Source organism: Streptomyces sp. NPDC049585 (genome assembly GCF_040675615.1).
In the GTDB taxonomy this organism is placed as follows: domain Bacteria; phylum Actinomycetota; class Actinomycetes; order Streptomycetales; family Streptomycetaceae; genus Streptomyces; species Streptomyces luteosporeus.
The window spans coordinates 62516-75400 of record NZ_JBFAPE010000001.1 but is presented as its reverse complement, the minus strand read 5'-3'; the positions used below and the strand labels follow the sequence as shown (position 1 = coordinate 75400).

General features: G+C 70.0%; 13 protein-coding genes. 12 read left to right on the top strand and 1 reads right to left on the bottom strand.

All coding sequences use genetic code 11. The features are described from left to right. Positions 1-263 precede the first annotated feature (263 nt). The 9 genes from atpB to AB0K17_RS00345 all read left to right on the top strand — a co-directional run bounded on the left by atpB (position 264) and on the right by AB0K17_RS00345 (position 7951). Complete coding sequence (gene atpB, locus AB0K17_RS00385; RefSeq protein ID WP_365965218.1) at positions 264-1076, top strand: F0F1 ATP synthase subunit A; 813 nt, start codon at positions 264-266, stop codon at positions 1074-1076. Positions 1077-1154: 78 nt separating this feature from the next. Beyond that, positions 1155-1406 (top strand): ATP synthase F0 subunit C, encoded by a 252-nt coding sequence (atpE, locus tag AB0K17_RS00380; protein ID WP_365965217.1) that lies wholly within the window; start codon positions 1155-1157, stop codon positions 1404-1406. Between the two features lie 42 nt (positions 1407-1448). Next, positions 1449-2012: a F0F1 ATP synthase subunit B gene (locus AB0K17_RS00375; RefSeq protein ID WP_365965216.1), complete on the top strand. Its 564-nt coding sequence runs from the start codon at positions 1449-1451 to the stop codon at positions 2010-2012. Continuing rightward, a complete protein-coding gene (locus tag AB0K17_RS00370) occupies positions 2009-2824 on the top strand; it encodes a F0F1 ATP synthase subunit delta (protein WP_365965215.1) in 816 nt (271 codons plus the stop codon). The genes AB0K17_RS00375 and AB0K17_RS00370 overlap by 4 nt, the downstream gene beginning before the upstream one ends. A 120-nt stretch (positions 2825-2944) precedes the next feature. After that, entirely contained in the window at positions 2945-4516 is a 1572-nt protein-coding gene (gene atpA / locus AB0K17_RS00365) for a F0F1 ATP synthase subunit alpha (RefSeq protein WP_365965214.1), read from the top strand. 4 nt (positions 4517-4520) lie between these two features. After that, positions 4521-5438, top strand: coding sequence for a F0F1 ATP synthase subunit gamma (locus AB0K17_RS00360; protein ID WP_365965213.1), 918 nt, complete (start codon positions 4521-4523; stop codon positions 5436-5438). 4 nt (positions 5439-5442) lie between these two features. Further along, positions 5443-6885 (top strand): F0F1 ATP synthase subunit beta, encoded by a 1443-nt coding sequence (gene atpD / locus AB0K17_RS00355; RefSeq protein ID WP_365965212.1) that lies wholly within the window; start codon positions 5443-5445, stop codon positions 6883-6885. 116 nt (positions 6886-7001) lie between these two features. Then, positions 7002-7379, top strand: coding sequence for a F0F1 ATP synthase subunit epsilon (locus AB0K17_RS00350; RefSeq protein WP_365965211.1), 378 nt, complete (start codon positions 7002-7004; stop codon positions 7377-7379). Between the two features lie 122 nt (positions 7380-7501). After that, positions 7502-7951, top strand: coding sequence for a DUF2550 domain-containing protein (locus tag AB0K17_RS00345; RefSeq protein ID WP_344437337.1), 450 nt, complete (start codon positions 7502-7504; stop codon positions 7949-7951). Positions 7952-8135: 184 nt separating this feature from the next. On the opposite strand, the gene AB0K17_RS00340 is transcribed toward AB0K17_RS00345, so the two are convergent. Then, positions 8136-8687 carry a hypothetical protein gene (locus tag AB0K17_RS00340; RefSeq protein WP_365981656.1) on the bottom strand — a complete coding sequence of 184 codons (552 nt, stop codon included), beginning with the start codon at positions 8685-8687 and terminating at the stop codon, positions 8136-8138. A 158-nt stretch (positions 8688-8845) separates the two neighbouring features. Here AB0K17_RS00340 and AB0K17_RS00335 point away from each other — a divergent pair, with 158 nt between their 5' ends. From AB0K17_RS00335 to AB0K17_RS00325, 3 genes are all read left to right on the top strand, one after another. Beyond that, positions 8846-10054 carry a histidine kinase gene (locus AB0K17_RS00335; protein WP_365965209.1) on the top strand — a complete coding sequence of 403 codons (1209 nt, stop codon included), beginning with the start codon at positions 8846-8848 and terminating at the stop codon, positions 10052-10054. Further along, on the top strand, positions 10051-10713 hold the full coding sequence (locus AB0K17_RS00330; RefSeq protein WP_365965208.1) for a response regulator transcription factor: 663 nt from the start codon (positions 10051-10053) through the stop codon (positions 10711-10713). Before AB0K17_RS00335 ends, AB0K17_RS00330 begins: the two co-directional genes overlap by 4 nt. A 176-nt stretch (positions 10714-10889) precedes the next feature. Next, on the top strand, positions 10890-12848 hold the full coding sequence (locus tag AB0K17_RS00325) for a glycoside hydrolase family 18 chitinase (RefSeq protein WP_365981820.1): 1959 nt from the start codon (positions 10890-10892) through the stop codon (positions 12846-12848). Positions 12849-12885: the final 37 nt, after the last annotated feature.

Genomic DNA, 12885 nt, shown 5'->3' with positions numbered 1-12885 from the left:
TAGGCCCGGGATAAAGGCTCGCGTGCTCACCTGCTATCGTCCGATGCCATCTGAGGTGCAGCGGACGCAGGCAGCCGAAACCCCGAGTCCCGCGGGGCAGAGCCGGCAGCCCGTGCAGCTGACGCCTGCGATGCATCTCGGCCCTTCCCGGCCGATCTGCCGCACCCCCATTCGTAAGACCAGTCCAGTGCCGTTCCGTGGCTGCACGCCGCGCCGACACAACGAGGTTGCCGTACCTATGCGCCACGCTGAAGGAGCTCGCGGTGAGTGCTGACCAGACGCTGCTCGCCTTCGAGACCGATTGCCACATCTTCAACGGGTGCGGCTTCCCGGCCCCAGGGCTCCACTCGTTCGTCTTCGAGCCGCTGTTCACGATCGGCGGTTACGAGTTCAACAAGCCGATGCTGCTGGCCATCCTGGGCTCGCTCATCATCGTGGGGTTCTTCTGGGCAGCATTCGGCAGGGCCAAGGTGGTCCCGGGCAAGCTGCAGATGGTCGGTGAGGCCGGCTACGACTTCGTGCGCCGCGGGATCGTCTACGAGGCGCTCGGCAAGAAGCACGGCGAGAAGTACGTGCCGTTCATGGTCTCGCTGTTCTTCTTCGTCTGGATGATGAACGTCTGGTCGATCATCCCGGTGGCTTCGTTCCCGGTGACGTCGATCATCGCCTACCCCGCCGGTCTGGCCCTGGTCGTCTACGTCATGTGGGTCTTCCTGACCTTCAAGAAGCACGGCTTCACGGGCGGCTGGAAGAACATCACCGGCTACGACAAGGAGCTGGGCGCCGTCCTGCCGCTGATCGTGGCGATCGAGGCCCTGTCGAACCTGATCATCCGGCCCTTCACCCACGCGGTCCGGCTCTTCGCCAACATGTTCGCCGGCCACCTGCTGATCGTGATGTTCACCATCGCCAGCTGGTACCTGCTGAACGGCATCGGCATCGCCTACGCGGGCGCGTCCTTCATCATGACGATCGCGATGACCGCCTTCGAGCTCTTCATCCAGGCCGTCCAGGCGTACATCTTCGTCCTCCTGGCCACCAGCTACATCCAGGGCGCGCTCTCCGAGCACCACTGAGCCCCCGCCTCCTCCCAGCCCCAACTGACGTCCGGTGGCCAACCCCCACCGGTCCGTGAAAGAGAAGGAAGTAACGGCATGTCCGCTGCTCTCGAAATGGTCAACCTCGCCTCCAAGGACGCCTTCACCGGCAGCGCCAGCGCCATCGGCTACGGCCTGGCCGCCATCGGCCCGGGCGTCGGCGTCGGCATCATCTTCGGCAACGGCACCCAGGCCCTGGCCCGTCAGCCCGAGGCGGCCGGCCTGATCCGCACCAACCAGATCATGGGCTTCGCCTTCTGTGAGGCGCTCGCCCTGATCGGCATCGTCATGGGCTTCGTGTTCCAGTAAACCGATCCCAGCGACAACCCCTTTTCGACGAAAGGCACTGATGTGTACGCCCTGACGCACCTGGCGTCCGAGGAGATGGAGAACCCTCTCCTCCCGCCGATGCCAGAGCTCATCATCGGCCTGATCGCCTTCCTCATCGTCTTCGGGTTCCTCGGCAAGAAGCTCCTCCCGAACATCAACAAGGTTCTGGAGGAGCGCCGGGCGGCCATCGAGGGCGGCATGGAGAAGGCCGAGGCCGCGCAGGCCGAGGCTCAGCAGGTTCTCGAGGACTACCGGGCCCAGCTCGCCGACGCCCGCCACGAGGCCGCGCGTCTGCGCCAGGAGGCGCAGGAGCAGGGCGTCGCGCTGATCGCCGAGATGCGGCTCGAGGGCCAGCGGCAGCGTGAGGAGATCATCGCCGCCGGTCACGCCCAGATCGAGGCCGACCGCAAGGCCGCCGCGGCCACGCTGCGCCAGGACGTCGGCCAGCTGGCCATCGACCTGGCCGGCCGGATCGTCGGCGAGTCCCTGACGGACGCCGAGCGCCAGAGCCGGACCATCGACCGCTTCCTCGACGCGCTCGAGGCCAAGGCGGGCGACGAGACGAAGGCCGAGGCCAAGCGATGAGCCTTGCGAGCCGGGAGGCCCTGGCCTCCGCACGGGAGCGCCTCGACGCGCTGGCGGACAACACGGCCGTGGACGCCGCGAAGCTCGCCGAGGAGCTGGCCGCCGTGACCGCGCTGCTCGACCGCGAGGTCTCGCTGCGTCGGGTCCTGACCGACCCGGCGCAGTCCGGCGAGGCCAAGGCGGAGCTGGCGCGCCGGCTGCTGGGCGGCCAGGTGGGCGAGGAGTCCGTCGAGCTGATCGGCGGCATGGTCCGCTCCCGCTGGTCGCGCTCGCGCGACCTGGTGGACGCGATCGAGGAGCTGGCGTCCGGCGCCGACCTGATCGCCGCCGAGCGGGCCGGTGACCTGGACGACGTCGAGGACGAGGTGTTCCGCTTCGGCCGCATCGTCGCGTCGAACCCGGAGCTGCGCGCCGCGCTGGCCGACAAGGTCGCGGACCGCCGCGCCAAGGCCGAGCTGGTCCGCGAGCTGCTGGGCGGCCGGGCCAACCCGGTCACCGAGCGCCTCGTGCTCCGGCTGGTGACCGCGCCGCGTGGACGTAGCCTGGACGGTGGGCTGAACGCCCTCTCCAAGCTGGCTGCCGACCGCCGCAACCGCATGGTCGCGGAGGTCACCTCGGCGGTGCCGCTCAGCGATCAGCAGAAGCAGCGTCTCGGCGAGGCGCTGGCCACGCTGTACGGGCGACGCGTCCACCTCAACCTGGACGTCGACCCCGAGATCATCGGTGGCATCCAGGTGCGGATCGGCGACGAGGTCGTCAACGGCACGATCGCGGACCGGCTCGCCGAGGCGAGCCGCCGGATGGCCGGCTGACCAGCCACCAACTCAAGAGCATGTACTGACGGCCCGGGTTGGGCCGACGGTGTCCTCTGGGGGACAGTCCCCAGACCCCCAGAATTACTTCGGGCCCAACAAGGAGAGCAGGGAACCCAGATGGCGGAGCTCACGATCCGGCCGGAGGAGATCCGGGACGCACTGGAGAACTTTGTCCAGGCGTACAAGCCGGACGCGGCCTCGCGCGAGGAGGTCGGTACGGTCAGCGTTGCCGGCGACGGCATCGCGAAGGTCGAGGGCCTTCCCTCGGCCATGGCGAACGAGCTGCTGCGGTTCGAGGACGGCACCCTCGGTCTCGCCCTCAACCTCGAGGAGCGCGAGATCGGTGCGGTCGTCCTCGGCGAGTTCAGCGGCATCGAGGAGGGCCAGCCGGTGCAGCGCACCGGTGAGGTGCTCTCCGTCGCGGTGGGCGAGGGCTACCTCGGCCGCGTCGTCGACCCGCTGGGCAACCCGATCGACGGCCTCGGCGAGATCGCGACCGAGGGCCGCCGCGCCCTCGAACTGCAGGCCCCCGGCGTCATGGTCCGCAAGTCGGTCCACGAGCCGATGGAGACCGGCTACAAGGCCGTCGACGCCATGACCCCGGTCGGCCGTGGCCAGCGTCAGCTGATCATCGGTGACCGTCAGACCGGCAAGACCGCGCTCGCGATCGACACGATCATCAACCAGCGCGACAACTGGCGCACCGGCGACCCCAAGAAGCAGGTCCGCTGCATCTACGTCGCCATCGGCCAGAAGGGCTCCACCATCGCCGGCGTGCGCCGCGCGCTGGAGGAGAACGGCGCCCTGGAGTACACGACCATCGTCGCCGCTCCCGCGTCCGACCCGGCCGGCTTCAAGTACCTCGCCCCCTACACCGGCTCGGCCATCGGCCAGCACTGGATGTACCAGGGCAAGCACGTCCTGATCGTCTTCGACGACCTGTCGAAGCAGGCCGACGCCTACCGCGCCGTCTCCCTGCTGCTGCGCCGCCCGCCGGGCCGCGAGGCCTACCCGGGTGACGTCTTCTACCTGCACTCGCGTCTGCTGGAGCGCTGCGCCAAGCTCTCCGACGACATGGGCGCCGGTTCGATGACGGGTCTGCCGATCGTCGAGACCAAGGCCAACGACGTCTCGGCGTTCATCCCGACCAACGTCATCTCCATCACCGACGGCCAGTGCTTCCTGGAGTCCGACCTGTTCAACGCCGGCCAGCGCCCGGCCCTGAACGTCGGTATCTCGGTCTCCCGTGTCGGTGGCTCGGCCCAGCACAAGGCCATGAAGCAGGTCTCCGGCCGCCTGCGCGTGGACCTGGCCCAGTACCGCGAGCTGGAGGCGTTCGCCGCCTTCGGTTCCGACCTGGACGCCGCGTCGAAGGCCGCCCTGGAGCGCGGCAAGCGCATGGTGGAGCTGCTCAAGCAGTCCCAGTACGCCCCGTACTCCACCGAGGACCAGGTCGTCTCGATCTGGGCCGGCACCACGGGCAAGATGGACGACGTCCCGGTCGAGGACATCCGCCGCTTCGAGCGCGAGCTGCTGGACTACCTGCGTCGCGAGCACGGCGGTCTGATGACCTCCATCCGCGAGGGCGGCAAGATGTCCGACGACACGCTGCAGGCCGTGGGCGACGCGATCGCGGCGTTCAAGCAGCAGTTCGAGACCTCGGACGGCAAGCTGCTGGGCGAGGGCTGAGCATATGGGTGCCCAGCTCCGGGTCTACAAGAGGCGGATCAAGTCCGTCTCCGCGACCAAGAAGATCACCAAGGCGATGGAGATGATCGCCGCCTCGCGCATCGTCAAGGCGCAGCGCCAGGTGGCGGCCTCCACTCCGTACGCCAGTGAGCTCACCCGGGCAGTGACCGCGGTTGCCACCGGGTCCAACACCAAGCACGCCCTGACGACCGAGGTCGAGAACCCGGTCCGGGCCGCGGTCCTGCTCGTCACGAGCGACCGCGGTCTGGCCGGCGGCTACTCCTCGAACGCGATCAAGTCCGCCGAGCGGCTCACCGAGCGGCTCAAGGCGGAGGGCAAGGACGTCGTCACGTACATCGTCGGCCGCAAGGGCGTCGCGTACTACGGCTTCCGCGAGCGCCCGGTCGCCGGTTCGTGGACGGGCTTCACCGACAGCCCGACCTACGCCGACGCCAAGCGGGTCGCCGGTCCCCTCATCGAGGCGGTCCAGCAGGACACCGCCGAGGGCGGCGTGGACGAGCTGCACATCGTCTTCACGGAGTTCGTGTCGATGATGACGCAGACGCCGGTCGACAACCGGCTGCTGCCGCTGAGCCTCGAAGCCACGGTGGAGGAGTCGGAGGCGGTCAAGGACAAGATCCTGCCGCTGTACGACTTCGAGCCGTCCGACGAGGGCGTGCTCGACGCGCTGCTGCCGCGGTACGTCGAGTCCCGGATCTACAACGCCCTGCTGCAGGCCGCCGCTTCCGAGCACGCGGCCCGCCGCCGGGCGATGAAGTCGGCGACCGACAACGCCGAAGAGCTCATCAAGTCGCTCACGCGGCTTGCCAATGCGGCCCGACAGGCCGACATCACCCAGGAAATCAGCGAGATCGTCGGTGGCGCGAGCGCCCTGGCCGACGCGACCGCGGGGAGTGACTGAAACAATGACCACCACTGTTGAGACGGCCGCCGCGACGGGCCGCGTCGCCCGGGTCATCGGCCCGGTCGTCGACGTGGAGTTCCCCGTCGACGCGATGCCGGAGATCTACAACGCGCTGACCGTCGAGGTCTCCGACCCGGCCGAGGCCGGCAAGAAGAAGACCCTGACCCTCGAGGTCGCGCAGCACCTGGGCGAGGGCCTGGTCCGCGCCATCTCCATGGAGCCCACCGACGGTCTGGTCCGCCAGGCCGCGGTGACCGACACCGGCGACGGCATCACCGTCCCCGTCGGTGACGTCACCAAGGGCCGGGTGTTCAACACCCTGGGCCGCATCCTGAACGAGCCCGAGGCCGAGTCCGAGGTCACCGAGCGCTGGTCCATCCACCGCAAGGCCCCGGCGTTCGACCAGCTCGAGTCGAAGACCGAGATGTTCGAGACGGGTCTGAAGGTCGTCGACCTGCTGACCCCGTACGTCAAGGGCGGCAAGATCGGTCTGTTCGGTGGTGCCGGTGTCGGCAAGACCGTTCTGATCCAGGAAATGATCATGCGTGTGGCCAAGCTGCACGATGGTGTTTCCGTCTTCGCCGGCGTCGGCGAGCGCACCCGTGAGGGCAACGACCTCATCCAGGAGATGGAGGAGTCGGGCGTTCTGGACAAGACCGCCCTGGTCTTCGGCCAGATGGACGAGCCCCCGGGCACCCGTCTGCGCGTCGCCCTGGCCGGTCTGACCATGGCGGAGTACTTCCGCGATGTGCAGAAGCAGGACGTGCTGTTCTTCATCGACAACATCTTCCGCTTCACCCAGGCCGGTTCCGAGGTCTCCACGCTGCTGGGCCGCATGCCCTCCGCCGTGGGTTACCAGCCGAACCTCGCCGACGAGATGGGCCTCCTGCAGGAGCGCATCACCTCGACCCGTGGTCACTCGATCACCTCCATGCAGGCGATCTACGTCCCCGCGGACGACCTGACCGACCCGGCCCCGGCGACGACCTTCGCCCACCTGGACGCCACGACCGTTCTGTCGCGTCCGATCTCGGAGAAGGGCATCTACCCGGCGGTCGACCCGCTGGACTCGACGTCCCGCATCCTGGACCCGCGCTACATCGCGCAGGACCACTACGAGTGCGCCTCCCGCGTCAAGGGGATCCTGCAGAAGTACAAGGACCTCCAGGACATCATCGCGATCCTCGGTATCGACGAGCTGGGCGAAGAGGACAAGCTGGTCGTCCACCGCGCCCGTCGCGTCGAGCGCTTCCTGTCGCAGAACACCCACGCGGCGAAGCAGTTCACCGGTGTCGACGGTTCGGACGTTCCGCTGGACGAGTCCATCGCCGCGTTCAACGCGATCTGCGACGGTGAGTTCGACCACTTCCCGGAGCAGGCCTTCTTCATGTGCGGTGGCCTCGAGGACCTGAAGAAGAACGCCAAGGAGCTGGGCGTCTCCTAAGGGCCCTCGCGCCCTGACGTCCGGGGGCGGGGCACTCCCGCCCCCGGACGCCACGTCCCCTATTCTTTGACCCAACACCCGTCGCACCCGGCGGGTGTAAGACCCGAGGAGCCACGTTGGCTGCTGAGCTGCACGTCGAGCTGGTCGCGGCGGACCGAAGCGTCTGGTCCGGCGAGGCCACCCTGGTCATCGCGCGTACCACATCGGGTGACATCGGCGTCATGCCCGGCCACCAGCCGCTGCTCGGTGTGCTGGAGTCCGGCCCGGTGACCATCAAGACCACCGACGGCGGCACCGTCGTCGCGGCGGTGCACGGCGGATTCATTTCGTTCGCGGACGACAAGCTCTCGCTGCTCGCCGAGATCGCGGAGCTCGCCGACGAGATCGACGTCGAGCGCGCCGAGCGGGCGCTCGAGCGCGCCAAGGCGGAGGCCGACGCCGCCGCCGAGCGGCGCGCGGACGTCCGGCTGAAGGCGGTCACGGGCGTTCGCTAGCCCGTATCCGCTTCGAGTACGACCCTCAGCCGCGGGCCGGCCTGGAACATTCCAGGGCGGTCCGCGGCTGAGGCAATAACGCAGGTGCGGTTGCTCTAGATGATGCGAGGAGGTCGGTGGAGATGGTCCTCGCTCTGCTCGTGAGCGGCATCGTCGTACTGCTGGTGTTGCTGGGGCTCTTCGTCTTCGGGCTGCGCAGGCGGCTCATCCAGCGTTCCGGCGGCACGTTCGACTGCAGCCTGCGCTGGAACGTTCCGGAGGACGACCCCGAACCCGCCGGCAAGGGCTGGGTGTACGGGGTCGCCCGCTACAGCGGCGACCGCATCGAGTGGTTCCGCGTCTTCTCCTATGCCCCGCGCCCGCGCCGTGTGCTGGAGCGGGACTCGATCGAGGTACTGGAGCGCCGCACTCCCCAGGGCGAGGAGGAGCTGGCGCTCCTTTCGGATGCGATCGTGCTGGGGTGCGCGCACCGGGGCACGCGCCTGGAGCTCGCCATGAGCGAGGACGCCCTGACGGGCTTCCTCGCATGGCTGGAGGCGGCGCCTCCCGGCCAGCGCGTCAACGTGGCCTAGCCCCGTAGGGGCGCGGGGAACTGCGCGATCGGCCACCGACGTCCCGCAGGCGAAGCACGGCCCTCATCTGCGGGTGCGTCGTGGCTTGTCGCGCCCGCGCGGCGGCAGCCGCAGATCGGACACTGCCCCGCGCCCCTGACGGGGCGCCGTGGTGGCCCCGTAACGAAGATCCGCCGGACAGGCGCTACACCTTCGCGTCGTCCTTCTTCGGCTCCTTGGGCCACAGCGTGTAGCTGACGGCGATGGCCAGGTTGATGCCCGCCACCCACAGCATCCTCGTCTGCCACTCCCGCAGGGAGCTGATGTCGCCGGAGGCCCCCACGTACCAGGCGGCGCACTGCAGGAGGCCGATGGCGATCGCCGACGCCAGGATCCACTTGCCCGCCGTCCGCCACTCGTGCACCGTGCGGGCCGTGCCGTACTTCGGCGGCTTCACCGGCGGCGGCCCGCCCGCGAAGCGGTGGGCGAAGCGCTGGTCGACCCACTTGATCGTGGAGTGTCCCAGCGCGACCGAGAAGCCGATGTAGACCGCCGCCAGGCCGTGCTTCCAGTCGGCCGTGGCACCGTTCCTCAGATCGATCGCCGTCGCGATCAGCAGCACCAGCTCCAGCACCGGCTCCAGCAGCAGTACCGCGACCCCCGCACGCGGCATGCGGGCCAGGTAGCGCAGGCTCAGCCCGGCGGCCAGCAGGACCCAGAAGCCGATCTCGCAGGCGACGACCAGGGTGACTATCACGTTCCTCTCCCTTCCTCCCCACCAGCGTCCGCTGCGTGCGGGCCGGTTTCGTCGTCGTACGCGGTGATCCGGCACTGCATCCTTCGATGTAGCGGACGGCTTTCGGCCCGGTCCTGGAGGGGACGATTCCACCCCTTGCGACGTGCTGAGATGGAATCATGCCCGGCCTCTTCACGCTGCCCGACCGCCCGCACCGCGACGACGTGCTCATCGCCGTCGCCGGGTTGCTGGGTGGGCTGGTGCTGTGGTTCCTGGGGCTGCGGGGACACAGGAGCTGGGTGCCGGGGCTCTCACCCCGGTGGGCACTGCTCGCCCTGGTGGTCATGGCGGGGCTGGAACTGCTGCGGCGCACCATGCCGGAGCCGGCCCTGGTGCTCGGCACGCTCGTCTTCGCGGTGGACCTGGTGACCGGCGTGAACCTGCTGGCCACGTTGCTGATGTTCACCGACCTGATCTACGCGGCCGTGCTGTACGGCCCGCCGGGCGCCGCACGCCGGGTACCGCGTACGTGCGAGGCCCTGACCGTCGTGGCGACAGTGGTCGCCCTCGCGGTGGCCCGCAAGCCCGAGGCCCTGCTCGTCGGCGTGGGCGTCGCCGTCGTCGCGGTGGCCCCGGCCTGGACCGGCGTCGCCGTCCGCACCCACCGCGACGCCGCCCGCGTGGCCCGGCTCAACGCCGAGCGCACCGCGCTGCTGGCGGAGATGGACCGCCGCGAGGCGGTGGGCGCCGAACGGGCCCGGATGGCGCGGGAGCTGCACGACATGGTGGCCGGGCATCTGTCCGCCATCGCCATCCACTCCTCGGCCGCGCTCTCCATCGACGAGCCGGCCGCCTCGCGCGAGGCGCTCGGGGTCATCCGGGAGAACAGCGTCCAGGGCCTGGCCGAGATGCGGCGCCTGATCGGGCTGCTGCGGGACACGACCGGAGCCGAGGAGCCGGCGGCCACGCCCACGCTGGCGGGTCTGGACGCGCTGGTGGAGCGGGCCAGGGCGGCCGTGCCGGACGAGCGCTTCGCCTTCCGGCTCGACGACGCCCGCGGCCCCGGCGCGCTGCCCGCGCCGGTCGAGCTCGCGGCGTACCGCATCGTGCAGGAGTCGTTGACCAACGCCGTCAAGCACGCGGCCCCCGGCGAGGTGCGGGTGGAGCTGGCGCGGGCCGTGGACGGCAAGGGAGGGCTGACGGTGCGGGTGACCAGTGTGCTGGGCGACGGGCCCGAGCACCGGGCGCCGGGCGCGGGGGCGGGCGTGGTCGGCATGCGCGAGCGCGTGGAACTGCTCGGCGGCCGGCTGACGGTCGGCCCCGCGGCGGGCGGTGCCGCATGGGAGGTACGGGCCGAACTGCCCGTGGACGAGGAGGACGCAGGATGATCCGGGTACTGGTGGCCGAGGACCAGGCCGCGGTGCGGTCCGGGCTGGTGCTCATCCTGAGGTCGGCCCCCGGCATCGAGGTGGCCGGGGAGGCGGCGGACGGCGAGGAGGCCGTGCGCCTGGCCCGCGAGCTGCGGCCGGACGTGGTGCTGATGGATGTGCAGATGCCGCGCCTGGACGGGGTGTCGGCGACCCGGGTCGTCACGGGGGAGCAGCTGGCCGACGTCCTGGTGCTGACCACCTTCGACCTGGACGAGTACGTCTTCGGCGCGCTACGGGCGGGCGCGGCCGGCTTCCTGCTCAAGGACAGCGAGGCCGCCGACCTGGTGGCGGCGGTGCGGACGGTGGCACGCGGCGAGGGGCTGATCTCGCCGGCGGTGACGCGGCGTCTCATTGCGGAGTTCGCCCGGCCCACGCCCCCGGGGCCCGCGGAGGACGGGCCGCACGCCGAGCTGCTCGCCTCGCTCACGCGGCGGGAGCGGGAGGTGCTGGTGTGCGTGGGGGAGGGGCTGTCGAACGCCGAGATCGCGGGGCGGCTGGGCATGGCGGAGGCCACGGTGAAGACCCATGTGAGCCGGCTGCTGGCGAAGCTGGGGCTGCGCAGCAGGGTGCAGGCGGCGGTGCTGGCCCGGGAGTCGGGTCTGGTCCAGACCTCTTGACCATTGGTACGGACCTTTTTACGCTCCGCTCACACGCACACCCCGCACCTCCATCTCGTCCCCCCACGTACACCCCCCACTCGTCCGAACCTCACTTGAGGGAGCACCCCTTGAGCACGAGAACCTCGGCACACCCCTTCCTCGCGGCACTCGCCGCCCTCCTCCTCCCCATCGGCATGCTCATCTCCCTGGCCGGCCCCGCCCACGCCGCGCCCGGCGCCACGGCGACCTTCGTCAAGACCTCCGACTGGGGGACCGGCTTCCAGGGGCAGTGGACGGTCAAGAACACCGGCACCACGACCATCGACTCCTGGACCGTGGAATGGGACTTCCCCTCCACCACCACGGTCGGCTCCTACTGGGACGCCCTCGTCACCAACTCCGGCGGCCACTACAGCGCCAAGAACCGCGAGTACAACGGCACCATCGCCCCCGGCGCCAGCGTGAGCTTCGGCTTCGTCGCCGCCGGTGACGCCGCCCCGGCCGGCTGCAAGCTCAACGGTGGCTCCTGCGACGGCGCGCCCCCCGGCGGCGACAACCCGCCCTCCGCCCCCGGCACCCCCCAGGCCACCACCGTCACCGACACCTCCGTCGGCCTGAAGTGGGCGCCCGCCACGGACGACAAGGGCGTGAAGAACTACGACGTCTACCGGGGCACCACCAAGGTCGCGACCGTCGCCAAGCTCTCCTGGACCGACTCCGGCCTGAGCGCCGGCACCGCCTACACGTACACCGTCGTCGCCCGCGACACCGCCGACCAGACCGGTCCGGCCAGTGCACCGCTGACCGTCCGCACCACCGGCGGGGGCGGCGACCCGCAGCCCGGCACCGGGTACGCCCGCGTGGGCTACTTCGTGCAGTGGGGCATCTACGGACGCGGCTACACCGTGAAGTCCCTCGACACCACCGGTGCCGCCCGCCGGCTCACGCACCTCAACTACGCCTTCTCCAACATCGACCCCGTCAACCTGACCTGTCTCAACGGCGTCACCAAGGCCACCAGCCCCAACCCGCAGGACCCCAGTCAGGGCGACGGCGCCGGGGACTCCTGGGCCGACTACGAGAAGGGCTTCGCCGCCGGCGAGTCCGTCGACGGCGTCGGCGACACCTGGGACCAGCCGCTGGCCGGCAACTTCAACCAGCTCAAGAAGCTCAAGGCCAAGTACCCCGCACTGAAGATCAACATGTCCATCGGCGGCTGGACCTACAGCAAGTACTTCTCGGACGTCGCCCGGACCGACGCCTCACGGCAGAAGTTCGTGAAGTCCTGCATCGACATGTACCTCAAGGGCAACCTGCCCGTCACCAACGGACGCGGCGGCCAGGGCGCCGCGGCCGGCATCTTCGACGGCTTCGACATCGACTGGGAGTGGCCCGGATCCGAGGGGCACGCGGGCAACCACGTCTCCAAGGACGACAAGGCCAACAACACCCTGCTGTTCGCCGAATTCCGCCGGCAGCTGGACGCGCTGAGCGCCACCACCGGCAAGAAGTACCTGCTCACCGCCTTCACCCCGGCCGACCCCGCGAAGATCGACGCCGGCTGGGACATCACCACCAAGGACGGCACACCCAGCGTCTTCGACTCCATGGACTTCGCCAACGTTCAGGGCTACGACTTCCACGGCTCCGGCAGCGACAACAGCTGGGAGCCGAACCGCACGGGCCACCAGGGGAACCTCTTCACCGACCCCAATGACCCCTACTCGACGAAGTTCAGCGTCGAGACGACCGTCCGCACCTACCTCGACGCGGGCGTCGCCCCCCGCCAGGTCGTCCTCGGCCTCGCCTTCTACGGCCGCGGCTGGCAACAGGTGGCCGACGGCGGCGCCCACGGCGCCTGGCAGACCGCGGGCGGCGCGGCCCCCGGCCAGTTCCCCGAGGAGGCCGGCACCCGCGGCTACGACAACCTCCTCGCGTCGGTGCCGAACCTGACCGTCCACCACGACGAGAAGGCGGTCGCCACGTACGGCTACACCGGCGCGGGCGGCCAGTGGTGGACGTTCGACGACGCGTGGTCGATCGGCAAGAAGACCGCCTGGCTGAAGGGGAAGGGCCTGGGCGGCGTGATGATCTGGGAGATGTCGGGCGACACCGGCACGCTGATGACAGCCGTCGACGACGGCCTGCGGTAGCCGCGCACGTCACTGCCGCGCAGCGGCCGGCCGGGCC